Origin of the sequence: Halopseudomonas sp. SMJS2 (assembly GCF_029866945.1) — a bacterium.
GTDB classification, from domain to species: Bacteria; Pseudomonadota; Gammaproteobacteria; order Pseudomonadales; family Pseudomonadaceae; genus Halopseudomonas; species Halopseudomonas bauzanensis.
The window spans coordinates 3,271,192-3,291,391 of the sequence record NZ_CP123445.1 but is presented as its reverse complement, the minus strand read 5'-3'; the positions used below and the strand labels follow the sequence as shown (position 1 = coordinate 3,291,391).

The 20,200-nt window shown below is 59.2% G+C and carries 16 protein-coding genes; all 16 read left to right on the top strand.

The annotated features are described in order from the left end of the window. Positions 1-29: 29 nt before the first annotated feature. The 16 genes from QAO71_RS15390 (at position 30) to QAO71_RS15315 (ending at position 20,197) form a co-directional block, all read left to right on the top strand. Complete coding sequence (locus tag QAO71_RS15390) at positions 30-1,406, top strand: MmgE/PrpD family protein (RefSeq protein WP_280164824.1); 1,377 nt, start codon at positions 30-32, stop codon at positions 1,404-1,406. Further along, positions 1,399-2,604, top strand: a complete 1,206-nt coding sequence (locus tag QAO71_RS15385; protein WP_036989018.1) for a CaiB/BaiF CoA-transferase family protein — start codon at positions 1,399-1,401, stop codon at positions 2,602-2,604. The genes QAO71_RS15390 and QAO71_RS15385 overlap by 8 nt, the downstream gene beginning before the upstream one ends. Further along, positions 2,601-3,428: a CoA ester lyase gene (locus QAO71_RS15380; protein ID WP_280164823.1), complete on the top strand. Its 828-nt coding sequence runs from the start codon at positions 2,601-2,603 to the stop codon at positions 3,426-3,428. Before QAO71_RS15385 ends, QAO71_RS15380 begins: the two co-directional genes overlap by 4 nt. A 57-nt stretch (positions 3,429-3,485) precedes the next feature. Next, positions 3,486-4,484 carry a TRAP transporter substrate-binding protein gene (locus QAO71_RS15375; protein WP_280164822.1) on the top strand — a complete coding sequence of 333 codons (999 nt, stop codon included), beginning with the start codon at positions 3,486-3,488 and terminating at the stop codon, positions 4,482-4,484. A 68-nt stretch (positions 4,485-4,552) separates the two neighbouring features. Continuing rightward, positions 4,553-5,200, top strand: a complete 648-nt coding sequence (locus QAO71_RS15370) for a TRAP transporter small permease (protein ID WP_036989021.1) — start codon at positions 4,553-4,555, stop codon at positions 5,198-5,200. Next, positions 5,197-6,477 (top strand): C4-dicarboxylate TRAP transporter large permease protein DctM, encoded by a 1,281-nt coding sequence (dctM, locus tag QAO71_RS15365; protein ID WP_280164821.1) that lies wholly within the window; start codon positions 5,197-5,199, stop codon positions 6,475-6,477. Before QAO71_RS15370 ends, dctM begins: the two co-directional genes overlap by 4 nt. 155 nt (positions 6,478-6,632) lie before the next feature. After that, positions 6,633-8,594, top strand: a complete 1,962-nt coding sequence (locus tag QAO71_RS15360) for a carboxylesterase family protein (RefSeq protein WP_169304552.1) — start codon at positions 6,633-6,635, stop codon at positions 8,592-8,594. Between the two features lie 262 nt (positions 8,595-8,856). Beyond that, a complete protein-coding gene (locus QAO71_RS15355) occupies positions 8,857-9,603 on the top strand; it encodes an aspartate/glutamate racemase family protein (RefSeq protein ID WP_136868735.1) in 747 nt (248 codons plus the stop codon). 22 nt (positions 9,604-9,625) lie between these two features. After that, complete coding sequence (locus tag QAO71_RS15350; protein WP_169304553.1) at positions 9,626-10,015, top strand: nuclear transport factor 2 family protein; 390 nt, start codon at positions 9,626-9,628, stop codon at positions 10,013-10,015. A 102-nt stretch (positions 10,016-10,117) separates the two neighbouring features. Further along, a complete protein-coding gene (locus QAO71_RS15345) occupies positions 10,118-12,235 on the top strand; it encodes an FAD-dependent oxidoreductase (RefSeq protein ID WP_136868737.1) in 2,118 nt (705 codons plus the stop codon). Between the two features lie 57 nt (positions 12,236-12,292). Beyond that, positions 12,293-14,371 (top strand): FAD-dependent oxidoreductase, encoded by a 2,079-nt coding sequence (locus QAO71_RS15340; RefSeq protein ID WP_136868738.1) that lies wholly within the window; start codon positions 12,293-12,295, stop codon positions 14,369-14,371. Positions 14,372-14,685: 314 nt separating this feature from the next. Then, positions 14,686-15,885, top strand: coding sequence for a CoA transferase (locus QAO71_RS15335; protein WP_280164820.1), 1,200 nt, complete (start codon positions 14,686-14,688; stop codon positions 15,883-15,885). A 2-nt stretch (positions 15,886-15,887) separates the two neighbouring features. Next, positions 15,888-16,811 carry a hydroxymethylglutaryl-CoA lyase gene (locus tag QAO71_RS15330; RefSeq protein ID WP_280164819.1) on the top strand — a complete coding sequence of 308 codons (924 nt, stop codon included), beginning with the start codon at positions 15,888-15,890 and terminating at the stop codon, positions 16,809-16,811. Then, a complete protein-coding gene (locus QAO71_RS15325) occupies positions 16,804-17,781 on the top strand; it encodes a YCF48-related protein (protein WP_136868740.1) in 978 nt (325 codons plus the stop codon). The genes QAO71_RS15330 and QAO71_RS15325 overlap by 8 nt, the downstream gene beginning before the upstream one ends. 2 nt (positions 17,782-17,783) lie before the next feature. Then, positions 17,784-18,674 carry a hypothetical protein gene (locus tag QAO71_RS15320; protein ID WP_280164818.1) on the top strand — a complete coding sequence of 297 codons (891 nt, stop codon included), beginning with the start codon at positions 17,784-17,786 and terminating at the stop codon, positions 18,672-18,674. After that, positions 18,671-20,197, top strand: coding sequence for an efflux RND transporter permease subunit (locus tag QAO71_RS15315; RefSeq protein WP_280164817.1), 1,527 nt, complete (start codon positions 18,671-18,673; stop codon positions 20,195-20,197). The genes QAO71_RS15320 and QAO71_RS15315 overlap by 4 nt, the downstream gene beginning before the upstream one ends. Positions 20,198-20,200: the final 3 nt, after the last annotated feature.

Genomic DNA, 20,200 nt, shown 5'->3' with positions numbered 1-20,200 from the left:
GCGCCACTGGATAAGCAAAGGAAAACAACATGAGTCAGCACACCCAGGCGCTTACCGAATTTCTCGCGGGGCTAAGTTACGAGCAACTGCCTGAAGCGGTCATCAGTCGTACCGAGGACCTGTTCCTCGATTGGCTGGCTTCGGCCCTGGCCAGTCAGGGTGCCCACCCGATTCCGCTGTTCGAGCGCTATGCGCAGAAGATGGGACCGGCCAGCGGGCCGGCGCAGATCCTGGTCAATGGCCAGTCCAGCTCGGCCTATTTCGCTGCGCTGGTCAATGCCGCCAGTTCGCATCTGGTCGAGCAGGATGATCTGCACAACAGCTCGGTGTTGCACCCGGCCACGGTGGTATTCCCCGCCGCGCTGGCCGCCGCCCAGGACCTGGGCAAGAGTGGTCGTGACCTGATTCTGGCCTCGGTGGCCGGCTATGAGGCGGGCATCCGCATCGGTGAGTTTCTCGGTCGCTCGCATTACCGCATCTTCCATACCACGGCGACCGTCGGCACCCTGGCCGCCGCCGTCGCGGTGGGCAAGTTGCTGGACTTCGACCAGCAGCAGTTCACTCATCTGCTGGGCAGCGCCGGCACCCAGGCTGCTGGACTGTGGGAGTTCCTGCGTGACGCCGCCGACTCCAAGCAGTTGCATACCGCCAAGGCTGCTGCTGATGGCTTGCTGGCAGCCTACCTGACCGCAGATGGCCTGACCGGGGCTCAGAATATTCTCGAAGGCGAGCAGGGCATGGCGGCTGGCATGTCCAGCGATGCTGATCCGAGCAAGTTGTCCGACCGGCTGGGCAGTCGCTGGGCGTTGCCGGAAACCTCGTTCAAGTTCCATGCCTCCTGCCGGCATACCCACCCAGCGGCCGATGCGCTGCTGGACCTGATGCAGCGCGAGCAGCTGCAGGCCGACGACATCGCCAGCGTGGTTACCCGTGTACACCAGGGCGCCATCGATGTACTCGGCCGGGTTGTGGCGCCGCAGAGCGTACACCAGGCGAAGTTCTCCATGGGCACCGTGCTGGGGTTAGTCGCCCTCTATGGCAAGGCCGGTTTGCCGGAATTCCATGAGCATGCGCTGGTCGATCCGCGCATTGGCGTCTTCCGCGAGAAAGTCAGCATGCAGTTGGACCCTGAAGTCGATGGCGCCTACCCGCAGCGCTGGCTGGGCCGAGTCGAGGTCACCACCGGCGACGGCCGCACGCTGCACGGCAGCATCGATGAACCCAAGGGCGATCCGGGCAACACCCTGAGCCGAGCCGAGCTGGAGGACAAGTTCCGCCGCCTGGTGGCCTTCTCCGGCGCCTGCAATGCCGACCAAGCCGAAGCACTGGTGGCCCGGGTGTGGGCACTGCGTGAGCAGACGGATATGAGCCAGGTCAGCCTGGTTGGAGGGAAAGCTCATGAGTGAGCAGAACCACAAACCCCGTCCCCTGGATGGGATTACCGTGATCAGTCTGGAACATGCCATTGCCGCGCCGTTCTGTACTCGGCAATTGGCCGATCTTGGTGCGCGGGTGATCAAGGTCGAGCGCCCTGGCTCCGGTGACTTCGCCCGGGGTTACGACGAGCGTGTCGATGGTCTGGCCTCGCACTTCGTCTGGACCAACCGCTCCAAGGAAAGCTTGACCCTGAATGCCAAGCAGCCTGGCGCCGACAAGGTGCTGGAGCAACTGCTGGCCAAGGCCGACGTGCTGGTGCAGAACCTGGCGCCCGGCGCTGCGGCGCGCATGGGGCTCTCCTTTGAGGCGTTGCACGAGCGCTTTCCGCAGTTGATCGTTTGCGATATTTCCGGCTACGGCGAAGGTGGCCCCTACGAACAGAAGAAGGCCTATGACCTGCTGATCCAGAGCGAGGGCGGCTTTCTCTCGGTCACCGGCGGCCCGGGTGACGACCAGATGGCCAAGGCCGGTTGCTCCATCGCGGATATTGCCGCCGGCATGTATGCCTACACCGGGGTGCTGTCGGCGCTGATGCTGCGAGACAAGACCGGCATCGGCAGCCGTATCGATGTATCCATGCTGGAAAGCCTGGTCGAATGGATGGGCTTTCCGATGTACTACGCCTACCAGGGAGCGACGCCGCCGCCCCGTGCCGGCGCGGCCCACGCCACCATCTACCCGTACGGCCCGTTCCCCACCGGTGATGGCGGTACCGTGATGCTCGGCCTGCAGAATGAACGCGAGTGGGTGTCTTTCTGCGGCAAGGTGCTGCTGCAGCCGGCACTGGCCGCCGATGAGCGCTTCTCGGCCAACTCCCGGCGCTCGGAGAACCGCGCCGAATTGCGGGCCATCATCGTCGAGGCATTCGGCAAGCTGACCGCCGATGAGGTGATTGCACGACTCGATGCGGCGCCCATCGCCAACGCCCATGTCAACGACATGGCCGGCGTCTGGGCTCACCCGCAGCTCAAGGCGCGTCAGCGCTGGAGCGAGGTGGGAAGCCCGGCGGGCTCGTTGCCGGCCTTGCTGCCGCCAGGGCGTAACGCTGCCTTCGAACCGCGGATGGACGCGGTGCCTTCGCTCGGTGAGCATACCGACAGCCTGCTCGCCGAGCTGGGCTACGCCGCGGCGGATATCGCACAGTTGCGGCAGCAGGGGGCGGTATGAATACGACCATCATCCGCACGGCGCTGTTCGTACCGGCGACCCGCCCCGATCGCATTCCCAAGGCGTTGGCCAGTGGCGCCGACCGGGTCATCGTCGACCTCGAGGACGCCGTGGCGGAGAACCTCAAGGCCGAAGCGCGGGCCAATCTGGATACCTTTCTGACCGAGAATCCCCAGGCCCGGATACTGGTGCGCATCAATGCTCCCCGGCATCCGCAGCAGGAGGCGGATCTGGAACTGTGCCGGCGGCATGCCGGTGTGGTGGGCGTCTTGCTGCCCAAGGTAGAAAGTGCCGAGCAGGTGACGCTGGCTGCTGCCAGTGGCCGCTCCGTCTGGCCAATCATCGAAAGCGCGTTGGGGCTGCAAGCGCTGCCTGCCATTGCCCAGGCAGAAGGCGTCGAGCGCCTCAGCTTCGGCGCGCTGGATCTGGGGCTGGCTCTGGGTCTGACCAGCGGCGCCGCCGCAGCCGGGCGGATGCTCGACCAGGCGCGTTACGCCATCCTGCTGAACAGCGTGGTGGCTGGGCTGGCATCGCCACTGGATAGCGTCTTCCCCGACATCAACAACCCCGACGGTCTGTCCCAGATGGCCGCCGATGCCCGGGATATGGGCTTCGGTGGAATGCTGTGCATCCACCCCGGCCAGGTGCAGGTTGTGCATGACACCCTGATGCCGAGCGCCGAAGAGTTGAGCTGGGCGCAGCGGGTCGTGACCGCCGGCGCTGCTGGTGATGGTGTGTTCGTGGTCGATGGACAGATGGTCGATGCGCCAGTGATCGGCCACGCCAGGCGCGTGCTCCAGCGTGCCGGCCAACCGCCGGGCTGAGCCTCGCGGCCGACCCAGACAAAAACAAACACGATAACAACAAGAGGTAATGACCCCATGTTCAAACACCTGATCAAGGCACTGATCTGTACCCTGCCGTTGTTGGCAGGCCTGGCCCAGGCGAGCGAGCCGGTGATCATCAAGTTCGCCCATGTGGTGGCAGACAACACGCCCAAGGGGCAGGGCGCCCTGCTGTTCAAGAAATTGGCCGAGGAGCGCCTGCCGGGTCGGGTCGAGGTACAGGTCTATCCCAACTCGTCCCTGTTCGGTGATGGCAAGGAGATGGACGCGCTGATGCTCGGCGATGTGCATATGCTGGCGCCGTCGCTGTCCAAGTTCGAGCACTACGCCAAGCCACTGCAGGTCTATGACCTGCCGTTCCTGTTCGATGACATGGCGGCGGTGGACCGTTTCCAGCAGAGCGAACGCGGTCAGGAGTTGCTCCAGTCGATGCTGCACAAGAACATTCTCGGTCTGGCCTACTGGCACAACGGCATGCGCCAGATGTCCGCCAACAAGCCTCTGCGCGAGCCGCGCGATGCCCGCGGATTGAAATTCCGGGTGCAGGCGTCGGCGGTGCTGGACGAGCAATTCAAGGCGCTGCGCGCCATTCCCCGCAAGATGAGTTTTGCCGAGGTCTACCAGGGATTGCAGACCGGTGTGGTCAATGGCACCGAGAACACCTGGTCCAACTATGAAAGCCAGAAGGTACATGAAGTCCAGAAGTACATGACCGCCTCCGATCATGGCCTGATCGATTATATGGTGATTGCCAATGCGCGATTCTGGAATGGCTTGCCCGAGGACATCCGCAGCGAACTGGAAGATATCCTGGCGGAAGTCAGCGTCGAAGTGAATCGCCAGGCCGAGGAGCTCAACGCCAGTGCCCGCGCCCGAATTGCTGAATCCGGAGCCACTGAGATCATCACCCTTACCCCTGAACAGCGCGCCGAATGGCGCGAGGCGATGCGTCCGGTATGGCAGAAGTTCGCCGACCAGATTGGCGCGGACCTGATTGCTGCAGCCGAAGCCAGCAACCAGCAGCCCGTGAACTGACCTGCCTTGTCGCAGCTGGTAATGCCGGTTGCGGCGCTATCCGTTTTCTAATTTCCGGAGAATCCACCATGCATGCTCTGCGTCTTGCCTGGGATCATTTCGAGGAGGGCGTCATCGTCTTTCTGCTGACAGCGATGACCCTGGTGACCTTTGTCTACGTCATCATCAACAATCTCTACAACCCGTTCTTCCTGCTGGGCGACTTTTTCGAAATACGCGGTGCTGCAGGCATCAGCGCGTTTTTCTTTGCCATCGGGGATTTCATCATCTACCTGGCCCAGGAAATGACCTGGGGTAATGCGCTGAGCAAGGCGCTGTTCGCCTGGTTGATCTTCTTCGGCCTGGCTTACGGTGTGCGTACCGCAGGGCATATTGGGGTCGACGCTCTGGTGCGTTTGACCAGCCAGCGCATCCAATGGGGCATCGGCATCCTCGCATGCATGATCTGTCTGGGTTATGCGGGCTTGCTCAGCGTTGCCAGTTTCGAGTGGGTCGTGGCTCTGTTCGGCAACGCCATCTACGCCGATGACCTGGATCAGTTCGGTATCCGCAAATGGCATGTCGCACTGATCGTACCGCTGGGTTTTACCATGATGTTCATCCGCTTCGCGGAAATTCTGATTCGTATCCTCCGCCACCAGCAGACCGGCCTTGGGCTGGCTGACGAGGCGGCAGAAGCCGCCAAGCTGGCCGACAGTGAGGATCGCCGCCCATGACTATTCCTTTCCTGTTCCTGGCTCTGTTCGTCCTGATGTTCCTGGGCGTGCCGATCGCCGTGTCCCTCGGCGTCGCCGGCTCGCTCACCATCATCCTGTTCAGTCCCGATTCGGTGAGCGGGTTGGCGGTCAAGCTGTTCGAGACCTCCGAGCACTACACTCTGCTGGCCATTCCCTTTTTCCTGCTGGCGGGCGCCTTCATGACCACCGGTGGCGTGGCGCGGCGGCTGATCGACTTCGCCAATGCCAGCGTCGGGCACATTCGTGGCGGCTTGGCGATCGGCGCGGTGATGGCCTGCATGCTATTTGCCGCGCTGTCCGGTTCCTCGCCGGCGACGGTAGCGGCGGTGGGCTCCATCGCCATTGCCGGTATGGTGCGCTCGGGTTATCCCAAGGCGTTCGGTGCCGGCATCGTCTGTAACGCCGGTACTTTGGGTATTCTGATCCCGCCATCGATCGTCATGGTGGTTTATGCCGCTGCCACCGAGCAATCGGTGGGTAAACTGTTCATGGCCGGAGTGGTTCCCGGCCTGATGCTGGGCGTGGCCTTGATGGCGGCGATCTATATCATCGCGGTGAAAAAGAACCTGCCGGCAATGCCCCGGGCATCAGTGCGCCAATGGCTGTCGGCCGCGCACAAGGCGCTATGGGGCCTGCTGCTGATGGTGATCATCCTGGGCGGCATCTACTCCGGCATGTTCACGCCCACCGAAGCAGCGGCTGTAGCAGCGGTTTATGCCTGGTTTGTCGCGGTATTCGTTTATAAAGACATGACCCTGCGCGAATGCCCCAAGGTGATCCTGGAGTCGGGCAAGCTGAGCATCATGCTGATGTTCATCATCGCCAACGCCATGCTGTTCGCCCACGTCCTGACCACCGAGCAGATCCCCCAGGCCATCACCGCCTGGGTAACGGCGATGGAACTGTCGCCGTGGATGTTCCTGCTGGCGGTGAATATCATGCTACTGATTGCCGGTGCCTTCATGGAGCCGTCGGCGATCATCCTGATCCTCGCGCCGATCCTGTTCCCGATTGCCATACAACTGGGCATCGATCCCATCCACCTGGGCATCATCATGGTGGTGAACATGGAGATCGGACTGATTACCCCGCCGGTGGGCCTGAACCTGTTCGTCACCTCGGCGGTGACCGGTATGCCGGTGGGCTGGGTGATTCGCGCGGCGATGCCGTGGCTGATGTTGCTGCTGTTCTTCCTGGCCATCATCACCTACGTGCCGGCGATCTCTCTGGCGCTACCGGAGTGGCTGGGGATGTGAGTCTATAGTTGGTAATGTTCCTAGGTTGATGCATTTCACATTATTGTCTATCTATTGTAGAGCCGGGGAATTTCCCCGGCCCGCTTATTACAACAACAATGAGGCAGACAATGACGCGAATCCCACTTTCCAGTCGGGCAGCCCGCCTGACAACAATGCCCCTCATATGCACATTCGCCATGACGCTGGCGGGCTGTTTTGATGGCGGTGGTAGCAGCAAGGGGCCCGGCACGCATACCGGTACCTTCGTTGACAGCCCCGTCGCCGGCCTGCGCTACCAGACCGATAGCCAGGAGGGCACGACGGACGAGCAGGGCAGCTTTGCCTATCGCGGCGGCGAAACCGTTGCTTTCCATCTCGGTGATCTCAAGCTCGGCGAAGCTGAGGGCGCTGAAATACTAACGCCGCTGGATCTGGTTGCGGGTGCCGAAGAGCACACCGATGATGCGGTAACCAATATCGCCGTGCTGCTGCAGACCCTCGATCAGGACGGTAATACCAGCAATGGCATTACCATTACACCGGAGATTGCCGAGCAGGTTTCGGTCTACGCCGACCGACTGGTCTTCGACATGGATTACACGGCATTCGCCGCCTCGCTGACCGACCTGCTGGATGATCTGAACAATGCCGAGCCGCCGGTATTCACCGATACTTTCCCCGGGCCGCGAGCGGTAGTTGCCGCAGCCGATGCGCAGGAACACTTGGCCCGCGCGCTGGCACCGCAGAAGATCATCGATACCGAATACGGCAAGCTGTCCGGCTTCCAGCATGATGACGGTACCTGGGCCTGGTATGGCGTGCCTTACGCCAAGCCGCCGGTGGGCGATCTGCGCTGGCAGCCACCGGTCAAACCGGACGCCTGGGAGGGCGTGCGCTGGGCTACTGGCTGGGCTGATCAGTCGGCGCAGAACCCGGCCTATGTGGCCTTTGGCGAAGGTGGCATGAGCGAGGACAGTCTGTATCTCAACGTCACCGTGCCGGATGGCGTTGACGGCGAGAAGTTGCCAGTGATGGTCTGGTTCCATGGCGGCGGCTTCGCCATCCTTACCGGCAACACCAAGGCGTTCAACAATACCTCCTTGCCCAAGGAAGGCGTGGTCGTGGTCACGGTCAACCATCGCCTCGGGCCGTTGGGCTATATGGCGCATCCCGCTCTGACCGCCGAATCGCCGAACGAGACCTCGGGCAACTACGGCCAGTTGGATCTGATCGCCGCGCTGGAATGGGTGCGGGATAACATCGAAGCCTTTGGTGGCGATCCGGATAACGTCACCATCTTTGGTGAGTCCGGCGGCGGCGGCAAGGTGCTGTCGCTGATCAATTCCCCCATGGCCAGCGGCCTGTTCCACAAGGCCATTGTACAGAGCGGCATGGCCGGCCCGGATGACCAGTTGATGCCGGTTGAGAATCTGCTGGCGGCCGAGGAGCAGGACGGTATCGCCGTCGCCGAGGCGCTGGGTGTGCAGAATGCTGAAGACGTGGCCGCCGCTTTGCGAGCAGTTCCCTGGCCACAGCTGGTTGCTGCCGCGGACGGCTCCGGACGGGTGTTTTCTCCAAACGTGGATGGCGTGTACATGCTCGATGGCATCCGCGACAGCTTCGAGGCTGGGCGGCACAACGACGTACCGATCATCGCTGGTGCCAACGAAGGCGATACTCCTGGCCTGATTGATGGGCTCAAGTGGTACATGCCGTGGATGGCCGATAATAACGAGGCGGACACCTTCGTCTACGTGTTCGATCACCTGCCGGATAACTGGTCCAGCCAGGGCGCGCTGGCCTACCACGGTGCTGAGCTGGTGTACGTGTTCGACTACCCCGGCAGTTTCCTCTCCCACTACCTGCTGGGGCTGACCGGCCTGCAGGACCCGGTCGGCGGCGATACCCCAACGCCGCAGGGCTTTGCCATGAACCACCCGGGCTGGAACCCGAACGACGTGGCCGTCACCGACAATATGCGCGCCATGTGGGCCAACTTCGCCCGTAGTGGTAATCCCTCCATCGAAGGCTTTGATTGGCCAGCCTACACTTCGGGAAATGACACTTACGTGCGTATTGCTCAGAGTCTGACCGTTGAGACTGGACTAGACGAGGCCTTTCCTGCCTCGGATTAACTTATCGTTTGCGATCGCGTAATAACTCTAACGCCGTATCAGTCCCGATGATGCGGCGTTTTTGCTTTCATTTCTTATTGCACTGAACTATTTCACATTGCATTGCCTTCTTCACTGTCGCTTCGATCTCTGATTGCTGAAATGGCCCTTATAAGGGCCTGGAGCCGTTTCCTTAAACTTGGCAACCATATTGCATCGTTAATGGGACAACAATAACCAGGCGCCCACGGCAACAGGCCAGAGCGCTAAGGAAAGAGATGCCATGACGTACCGTATCAAGGTCATTATCCCGATCCCCATGGACCAGGCTGGTGCAATGAATCGTGCTTCGCAGTTACCGGAAAGCTTGATCCTGCCTGGTTTTCATCCAGAGTTTGTTCCTGTTGCGCGAGGTGCATCGCTGGCAGATAGCGCCTATGACGTCCTGCTGATGGACTTCTCTGTGGTTGAGGCGGGGCTACGTGCCCAGGAAGAAGGTTATAGTGCGGTCTGTATAGATACCGTTAGTGATTCCGGGCTGGCGGCCCTGCGTTCGCGCCTGGATATTCCGGTGGTTGCGCCAGGCATGTCGGCTTTCTACATGGCTTGCATGCTGGGCAAGAAGTTCAGCGTCATCACCATGTGGGATGAGTGGTTTCCCCTCTACGAAAAAACCCTGACCGAATACCGCTTGTGGGATCGTGTGGCATCGCTACGCTCAATCAATACCCGTCCGGACCTCAAGGAACTGCTCGGCGGCAAGGAAGAAGTGGTGTTTGCCAAGCTGGAGGCTGAGGCGCACAAGGCCATGACGGAAGATGGTGCCGATGTCATTGTTCTTGGCTCGACCACGATGCATCAATCCCACGCTTACCTGACTGAGCGGCTGCCGATTCCGGTAATCAATCCCGGACAGATCTCCTACAAGCTCTGTGAGCTGATGTTGAGCCTGGGGCTGACGCACAGTCGCAAAGCCTACCCCGCGCCGGAAAACCCGAATGACGCGGCCTATCACGCGTTCGTTAACTGACAATAATAATCTGGAGAGAGATATGACTCGTTTGACCCGTGAACAATTAACTGAGCTGGCGATCACTTCATACTTCGGTAACGTTGATAAGAAGAACATGCAACAAGTGCTGGACTGCTGCCATGAGGACGTCGAGTTCACCATTCAGACCGATAACCTTACCCATAGCGGCCATACCGGTGTTCGCAAGATGTTCGAGAATCTGTTTTCCGGTTATGAAGAGATCTGGCACGGCGACTTCGAAGTTGCTGTAGATGACGTTGCCCAAACGGTCTGTGCTCGATTCAACGTGTATCTGAAGGACGCGCAGGGTAATGAAACTCGCTTACGTAACTGCAACTTCTGGTATGTCGAAGAAGGTAAGTTTCGCCGGGTGTTTGTGTTCATGAGTGGTGAGAACGTACTGCGCTGATTACAAGATATACGAGCGGGCCGCTTGGAGAGGGCAGCGATTGCTCTTGAATTCAGGCGACCCCCTGCCTGATGCAAAAAAATAACAAAGGATAAGGCAAAGATGATCCAACCCAGACAGCCAGGGGAGCTACGCTATCCCTCGATTTTCTCTCCCTTGCAGATCGGTAATATCACAGTGCGCAACCGCTTGATGCAGACTGCGCATGCCAAGGGCTTCGCTTCCGGCGATGGCCTGACCAACGACCGTGACATTCATTACCAGGCCGAGCGCGCCAAGGGCGGTATAGGTCTGATCGTCACTGGTGCACGCCATGTCCATCCACAATCCACTGGACCTAACCGTTCGCTGGCACGGGGAAATCGCCCGGAAATGATTGAGCGTGATGCGGAAATGGTACGTGCCGTACACGCCTTTGGTGGGCGCATTTTCGCTCAATTGATCCACTTTGGACCACAAGGGCGCAGTGGTGCCCTCGACGATTACCGTCTGCTCGTTGGGCCTTCTACCATGAAATCACCGGCATACAATGAGTGGGCGAAGGAAATCACCAAGGCCGAGATGGATGAGGTCTCGGATTACTTCGCCTTGACCGCTTGCAACGCAAAGGCTGCAGGCTTCGATGGCGTCGAGCTGCACTATTCTCACGGCTATCTACATCAGCAGTTTCTGTCATTTGTGTATAACAAACGCACCGATGAGTATGGCGGCAGCCTGGACAACATAGTGCGCTTTCCGATCGAGACCATGCGCCGGGTGCGTGAAGCGGTTGGGCCTGATTTTGTCGTTGGTATCCGCGTTTCACTGGATGAGTGCACGGTCGACGGTATGCAGGCTGATACTGCTATCGATATGACCCGCAAGATGGTGGAGACCGGGCTGATCGACTACGTCAGTGCCACGGCCGGTACCTATGCGGCGCATGCGGATCAGATTCCGCCGGGCGACTATCCAGAGAATTGGCTGGTGGAGGATGGCGCCCGGCTGCGTGCGGCGCTCCGCAAGGTCAGCGATATTCCGGTGTTCATTGTTGGGCATATCGTTGACCCGGCCAAGGCCGAGGCACTGGTTGCCGAAGGCGCCACCGATATGGTGGCCATGACCCGTAGCCAGATCGCTGATCCGGAGTTCTGCAACAAGCTGCTCGAAGGTCGCGACGACGAGATCACCCACTGTATTCGCTGCAACCAGGCCTGCATTGCCAGGCTGATGGCGGGCAATGCCATTTCCTGTGTGGTCAATCCGGCTGCTGGACGCGAGCAACGCTTCGGGCTGCACACCCTGCAGGCAGCCGAGCGACCCGCGAACTGGCTGGTGGTTGGTGGTGGCCCGGCGGGCATGAAAGCGGCATTAACCCTGCGCCAGCGCGGCCACCAGGTCACGCTGGTGGAGCGGGGCGGGCAGCTGGGCGGGCAGACGTTGTTGGCTGCGCAATTGCCACGTCGGCAGAAGTTCGGCTTCATTGCACGCGATCTTGAACGTCAGTTGCGCAAGGCCGGTGTGGAAATTTGCCTGGATACCGCGCTGGATGCCGACGCTATTATGGCGCGGGCGGCCGATGGCGTGATTCTGGCTACTGGCTCGATACCCTTGAAGACGGCATTCACATCCACCCGTCCTGCGGTTGATCGGGTGCCGGGCACTGAGCAGGACAATGTGCTCAGCGTGATCGAGGTATTGCATACACCGGAGCGGGTCGGCAAGCGTGTGGTGCTGTTCGACGAGGACGGCAGTCGCTATGCCCTGGGTGCGGCGGAGTTCCTGCTTGACCGTGGGCATGAAGTCCATCTGGTCAGCCGTTTTACTGCATTGGCCCCGAACCTCGCGCTCACCCTGGATCTGCCGGTGAACTATCGCCACGTATTCGGCAAGGGCTTGCACTACACCCTCAATAGCTGGGTGCGGCGCATCGATGGCGAGCGCGCCCAGCTGCTCAACCTGTTTACCGATGAGGACAGCGCAGTACTGGAGGCGGATAGCTTTGTCATCGCTGCCGGGCACCAGCCGGATGATGCGCTCTATCGCCAGTTGCAGGGGCATGTCGCTCGGCTGTACTGCATTGGTGATGCCAACCTGCCGCGCCCCCTGCAGGACAGTATCTACGAGGGCATGCTCGCCGGCCGTGAACTGCTGGACGACCCGGCGCGCTTCATAGAACAAGGTGAGTTGGAGGGCTTCGGTGCCGACTGGCACGCTGCCATGGGCGCCCCTCAAGTCTGATACCTATAACAAGATAACGGACCAGCGCCGGAGCGCTGGTTCCGGAGGAAGAATCCGATGACCGTTGAGCGCTATCCTCATTTGTTCTCGCCGCTGAAAATCGGCAACATCACGCTGCGTAACCGCATCATGCAGTCCGCGCACGCCATGGCCTTCAATTCACCCGAAGGCTTGACCACTGACCGCGATGTTTACTACCACGCGGCCCGTGCCAAGGGCGGCATTGGCCTGATGATCACCGGCAACCGGCTGATCCATCCCACCTCCAACACATTCTGTCGCGGTTATTCGTATGGCTACCGTCCCGAGATGGTCGAGCGTGACCGTGCGCTGACCGATGTGGTGCATGGTTTTGGCTCGCATATCTTTGCGCAGCTCAACCACTTCGGGGTCATGGGCGAGACTCATGCGATGGACGATTACCGTGTGCTGTGGTCGGCATCCAACATCAAGTCGCCGGTGTTTGGTGAAATGGCCAAGGCCATGGAGCGTAGCGACATGGATGAAGTGGTCGAGGGTTGGGTGGTGTCGGCCGAGTATTCGAAACAGGCAGGCTTTGACGGGGTCGAGGTACATCTGGCGCACAGCTATCTGCTGCACCAGTTCATTTCACCTCTCTTCAACAAGCGCGACGATGAATACGGCGGCAGTTTCGAGAACCGGATGCGCTTTCCGCTCGAAGTGATACGTGCCGTGCGTGAGCGGGTAGGGCCGGACTATGTAGTTGGGATTCGTCTGTCCATGGACGAGATGGTACCTGGCGGCATGGAAATCGAGGACTGGATTGAAGTCGCCCGTACGGTCGAGGCTACCGGTGATATCGACTACATCATGGCCACGGCGGGCGTGTACCAGTCGGCTACCTACATCATGCCTCCCTACGATGTACCCAATGGTTGGCTGGCCGATCCGGTGGCGCGGCTCAAGCGAGCATTGCAGATCCCGGTGTTCTGTGTGTCCGGGATCGGCAGCGCCGGTGAAGCTGAGACGATACTGGCCCGCGGTGGGGCTGACATGGTCGCCATGACCCGCGCACAAATCGCCGACCCGGAGTTTGCCATCAAGACGGCCGAAGGCCGGGAAGACGAAATCTATCACTGTCTGCGCTGCAACCAGGGCTGCGTCTCGCGGCTATTCCATGGCACCTCCATGACCTGTCAGATCAACCCGGCGACGGGCCGCGAGGAAGTTTTTGGCCCGCAGACGCTGGAACTGGCACCGGTCAGCAAACACTGGGTCGTGGTTGGTGGGGGGCCGGCTGGCATGAAGGCCGCCGAAGGACTAGCCAAGCGCGGGCATCAGGTGACCTTGCTGGAGAAAGGATCTGAGTTGGGTGGTCAGGTCAACCACATAGTTCGCCTGCCGCGCCGGGATTCCTTCGCCTGGATTACCGAAGATCTGAAGGTGCATATGGCCAAGCACGGTGTTCAGGTCAAGCTCAACTGTGAGGCTGGCGTTGAGATGATCCGGGCGCTGAACCCCGATGGGGTTATCGTCGCTACCGGCTCCTTGCCTGACCGCAGCGGCTACTCCGATATCAACCCACTGGTAGACAAGGTGCCTGGGTTGGACAGCGACCGGGTACTTACCGCGCTGGATGTGCTGGCGCATCCAGAAAGGGTCGGGAAACGGGTTTTGGTGCTGGATGAAGAGGGTAACCGCTATTCTGCGGGTATTACCGAACTGTTGGTGGATAACGGCCATGAGGTGCATGTGCTGACGCGCTGGAATGCGCTCTTCCATCGTCTGGCTACTACTCTGGACCAGCCCATAGTGTATGCCAATCTTTTCAGTCAGGGTTTGACCTACACCCTGAACGCTTGGGTCAGCGAGGTGCGTGGCAGCGATGTTGTCACGTTCAATCTATATACCGGTGACGAGGAAGTGCTGTCGGGCTTCGATAATATTGTATTGGCTGTGCGCCACCTGCCTGAAGACAGCCTTTATCACCAACTGAAGGATGTTTTGCCGAACGTGCATCGGGTTGGTGATGCTGTTGTTCCGCGTAAGACAGATCATGCAGTTTTTGAAGGATTTCTGGCGGGTCGAGAGATCTTCGATAACTGGAAACGCTATATCGAGCCGGGCTCTATAGAACAATTCAGTGGCCCGATGGAGATGGCTCGCCTCATCTAAAAACTGCTCCGCCAGTAGGCGTTGCCGGCACCTTCGGGTGCCGGCTTTTTTTTGCCTGTATATCTCTCCGTCGGGGGATAAGGCGCTCCATTAATGGCTCCTTTATGTAGGAAGAGTGATGGCCGTCGCCGGTGCTTATTTCAATCTGAAACCGGCATTTCAATTTGCGCAGAGAGTACGGCTGGTTGTGCCGTTCTTGTGTTCTTTTTATTTATTAAATCGTTATTAATCAGCTGGTTATGGATTTATGTGGTGAATTGGCAAGGTACTTGCTAAATGGTTATGTAGAACTCAATAAATATAAAGAGAAAAGCATGAGCAAACCGCTAGAGGGGATTCGCATCCTCGATCTGACGCATATGTTATCCGGGCCCTACGCCGGAATGCTTCTGGCAGACCTTGGGGCTGAGACCATCAAAATTGAGCCTCTTGCGGGTGAGGGCACGCGGTCATTATTAGCCAATGATCCAAGGCACTCTTTTAAAGGTATGGGGGCCTACTTCCTTACGCTTAATCGTAACAAGCAGAGTGTATGTGTCGATTTAAAAAACGAGCAGGGACTAGCAGTTTTTCACGATCTGGTACGTAACGCCGATGTGGTATTGGATAACTTCAGCGCCGGTGTGCCCAGGAAGTTGAAGATCGACTTTGAACATCTCAAACAGATCAATCCACGCATCATTACTTGCTCCGTGTCCGGGTTTGGACAGGATGGACCAAACTATCTGCGGCCCGCCTTTGACCAGGTCGTTCAAGGCATAGGCGGCGGCATGTCGATCACCGGGTTGGATGCGAAAACGCCCATGCGCGCCGGTATTCCTATAGGGGATCTGGGCGGTGGCATGTTTGCTGTCATGGGTGTATTGGCTGCGTTGCAGGCACGGCACAGCAAGGGCCATGGCCAGCATGTGGACATCAGCATGCTCGATTGCCAGGTCAGCATGCTGAATTATATGGCGACCATGCACCTGCTCAGTGGCGAGAATCCTGAGCCCTTGGGTAATGGCCATTTTGTTCATGTGCCCTACAACACCTACGCCACCTCTGATGGCTTCATTGTTATCGCCGTCATCTTCGATAGCTTCTGGGACAACCTGGTAGGACTGCTGGATGTCGAGGAGCTCAAGGATCCCAAGTACAAGACTCAGCCGGTGCGTCTGGCAAACAAGACGCTGATCGACGGGATTCTGGATGAAGTCCTGCAGGCCAACACCACCGCCTATTGGGTTGAACAGTTAACTGCGGTACGGGTGCCCTGTGGCCCGGTCAATCGCTTCAGTGACGCGCTGGCCGATCCCCAGGTGCGCCATCGCCAGATGGTGGTGGATATACCCCACCCGTTAGGCGGTAGCGTTGAGGTGCCCGGCAACCCGATCAAACTCAGTGCCGATAATGCCGACACCTATACCGCCCCCCCCTTGCTGGGAGAGCACACCGATAGGGTGCTGCAGCAGGTTCTTGGTTATGACGCAGCGCGGATTGCCGAACTGAAACAGCAGAAGGTGGTGGGCTAACCATGAGAGATTTCGTCAAGATCAACGAGGTTGGCCCCCGTGACGGATTGCAGAGTCAGGGTCAGACGCTGAGTCTGGAGCAACGGCTGCACATGATTAAAGCGTTGGTGCAGGCGGGTATCCGCGCAATTGAAATGGGTAGTTTCGTATCCCCCAGAGCTGTCCCGCAAATGGCCGGCACTGGTGAATTGTTTGCGCGTCTACCGATGCTGAGTGAGGTCGACTACTCGGCGCTGATCCCCAACCTGAAGGGGTATCAATTGGCACGTGAAGCTGGCGTGGGCTCGGTTGCCGTTGTGCTGTCCGCGACCGAAACCATGAACCAGCGCAATATCAACATGAGTTTGACTGAAGCGACCGCAGTCAGTGCGGAGCTGATGCAGCGAGCGAAGGCTGATGGGCTGCAGGCGCGGGCCTATGTTGCTGTCGCTTTTGAATGTCCCTTTGAAGGTGTCACGTCGCCAGAGGTAGTGCAGCAACTTACCCATCAGATGCTGGATGCAGGTGCGGACACAGTCATTATTGCCGACACCATAGGCGCGGCTAATCCGCTCGGTGTGCAGCGGGTTTTGCAGCCGCTGGCGCAATGGTGCGAAACGGATCAGATCTCCTGCCACTTCCACGATACCCGAGGCATGGCTCTGGCCAACGTGTTGGCGGCGCTGCAGTGCGGTGTGCGCGAGTTTGATAGCTCCATTGGGGGGCTGGGTGGCTGCCCATTTTCCCCAGGGGCGACCGGCAACCTGGCGACCGAGGACCTGGTGTTGATGCTGGATGCGATAGGCTATCGCACTGGTATTGAGCCGCTGGCGCTGGTTCAAGCAGTGCAGCAGGTGCAACAGCTGACCGGCGGCCAACTGGGTGGCCACTCTTTCCGTTGGCTTGAGCGCCAGTGGCACAAGCAGCAGGAGGCTCGCAATGTTTAGTTTTCTTGGAGGGTGGTTGGCGCGCCTGGCGCCTTGGATGGTGATCGGCGGGCTGGCATACGCTGCTGTATTCATCAAACCCTCGGTCGATCCGGTACCGCTGGATCAGCCGCTACTTGAAACTCGGGATGCTTTCTTTGACGGCGCCGTACTGGGCCAGAACATCTGGATCGTAGGCCAGAACGGCGCCCTGCTAACCAGCGAGAATGCAGGGCAAAGCTGGATCCGCGAAGAGCTGCCACAGCGCAGCAACTTGCAGTCCATTGCCGTGTCGCCCATGGGCCAGAAGGTGGTGGTGGGGAATCAGGGGCAGGTCTGGACTCGGATAGTGGATGGTCCGTGGGAGCATCGCGAACTGCAGGTCTCAGAACTGGCCGGCAAGCTCCAGAGCGTCAAGTTCATTGACGGCGAGTTCTGGGTAGTGGGTGAGATGGGGGCGCTGTTTCGCGGCTCAGCCGATGCCAGCGACTGGCAGGCGTTGGGACTGGGTGAAGACATCAACCTGAATGCCATTAGCGCGGGCGCGGATGACGATCTGTGGATCGCGGCCGAGTTCGGTCGCCTGTTGCGCAGCAAAGATCATGGCCACAGCTGGAGTGCTCAGGAACTGGGCAGCGAAAGCCTGCGGGCCGTGTACTTTCACGGTGCTACTGGCATGGCAGTGGGTAACCGCGGCCAGGCCTTCATCAGTCATGACGGTGGTGATAGCTGGAACATGATCCCGGCCTTTACCGATGAGCACTTGTTCGATGTGGTGGAACGCAATGGCCAGTGGCTGGTCACCGGCGCGCGGGGAGCCTTGTTCAGGAGCAGCAACCCGCAACGTCAGTGGCAGGCCTGGGCACCGGAAGGGCTGGATATGAGCTACCACAACCGCCTGCTGGCCACCGCCGATGGCGTCGTGCTGATCGGGCAGCAGCTTGGGTTGCTGCATGGGGACCAACTGCAAATCTGGCCCGGAGAGCAATAGTCATGAATTATTTTACAACTCGCACAGCACGCTTGAGTGCCTGGGCCATACGTCATCGCCTTGCGGTGTTGGTCGTTGTAAGCATCATCACTCTGGGTTTTGCAATGACCCTGAGCGGTCTGGATATCCGCACGCAATTCAGTGACATGGTTCCCCATGATCACCCTTATGTAAAAGTGCACCAGAAATATCAGGACAGTTTCGCCGCGAGTAACCGGGTCACTATCCTGGTCAAGGCCAAGGAAGGCGACATCTTCCGTCAGGAGGTGCTCGGGGAGATCCAGCGCATTACCGTTGGTCTGCAGCAGGTGCAAGGCGTCAACCCCATGCAGATCACCTCGTTGGCCTCGAAGAAGCTCAAGCGCGTCAACGCCTCCAGTGAGGGCATTGAAACCCGTCCGCTGATGTGGCCCGATCTGCCGCAAACCGCAGAACAGATGCGTGATCTGCGTCAGGCGGTGCTGAACAATCCGCTGGTGTATGGCTTGTTTGTCGATCGGGATCTGAGCTCTGCGCTGATTCAGGTGGATTTCTACGATCACCTGGTGGACTACAGCACCATCTTTCCACAGATCCAGGGGCTGCTGGATGCGTCGCCAGTGGCTGATAAGGTGAGCCTGCACCTGGTGGGTGAGCCGATCCTGTATGGCTGGGTGTCGCACTATCTGGACGAGACGGTCAGCATCGCCGTTCTGTCGCTGGTGGCCATGCTGTTGCTGTTGTTCGTATTCGCCCGCACCTGGCGCGGCACTCTGCTGCCACTGATCGCCGGTGTTGTTGCGGCGATCTGGGCGCTGGGTATCGGTACCTTGTTGGGTTACAACTTCGACCCGTTGGTTATCGTCGTTGCTTTCATCATCACGCTCGAGCCTTCTCCCATTCGGTGCAGATGATCACCCGGTTCGATGATCTGATACACAATGGTGAGCTGGATGCGCGCAAGGCATCCGAGCAGACCATGCGTGAGCTGTTCCGTCCCAGCATGCTGGGTTTGTATGCCGATGCTGGCGCCATTCTCTGCGTGATCATCACGCCCATCCCGCTGTTGCATAAGGTTGCCATCGTTGGCGCCATCTGGGTGATGAGTATTACCGTCTCGGCGGTGTTTCTCACGCCGGTACTGCTGTCATATATCCGCCGCCCGCAGGGCTACGCACACCCCTTCAACCTCGATGGGTTCATGCGAATCATCCTGTCTGGCGCCAAGTGGGTAGTGCGCACCCGCACGCGGTATTGGGTAGGGCCGGTCACGCTGGTGCTACTGGCTGGTTTCATGTTCGAGGCCACCAAAGTCAACGTGGGTGATGCCAGCGATGGCTCGCCAATCCTCTGGCAGAACTCGCAGTTCAACCGCGACAGTGCCCTGATCAACCAGCTGTATCCCGGCTCCGAGCAGATGTTCGTGGTGCTTGAAGGGGGCGAGCTGGATGCTATGAAGCGACCGGAAGTACTGGACTGGATGCTGCGCTTTTCCCGCTATATGGAACGTCAGCCAGAAATCGGCGGTGCGGTCTCGCTGGCGGATATCGTTATCGACATTCGGCGCAATCTCTACGAGGGCAACCCCCGCTACGGCGAACTCGGTGCCAGCAGCATGGAGAATGGCGAACTGATCAGCTTCTACATGCAGGGAGCGGATCCGGATGACCTGAACCAGTTTGTCGATGTGGTGTTCAACAATGCCTCGGTCACCCTGTTCTTCCGTGACCACAAGGGCGACACCCTGCGCAAGGCGACCCATTATGCCAACCAGTTCATCGCTGAAAACCCGCTAGAAGGGGTCGAAATCAAACTGTTCGGTGGTGTACTCGGGATCATCGCCGCGGTCAACGAGATTCTGCTGAATGACCAGATCGCGGCAACAGCGCTGGCCTTCCTGGTGGTGGTGCTCTGTTGCCTGGTGGTGTATCGATCATCGGTCAGCGGGATCTTTTTCATCATTCCGGTCTTGATCTCCAACGTGGTGACTTTCGCCTTCATGGCCTGGCAGGGGATCGGTATGAGCATCAGCACCCTGCCGGTAGTGGCGCTGGGTATCGGTTTGGGGGTGGATTATGCCTTCTATATCGTTGACTCGATGAAGGAGTACCTGGAGAAATATCCTGAAGCGGATCACCTTGATGCCGTACTGCAGTCCCTTGGATCGGCTGGCCGTGGGGTGGTGCTGACCGCCTTTACCCTGGCCGCCGGCGTACTCTTCTGGTCCTTTTCATCACTGCGTTTTCAGGCGGAGATGGGCATGTTGATTGGCCTGTGGCTGGCCGTATCAGCATTGACCTCCCTCTTCGTCATGCCTTCGCTTGCGCTGGTGTTCAAACCCAGTTTCATTTTTGGCGCCAGCCAGTCGAACCACGCCCCATCAGAGGGCAACCTCACCAACCTGAATACATCGGGAAATGAATATGAGCGCGTATAAAAA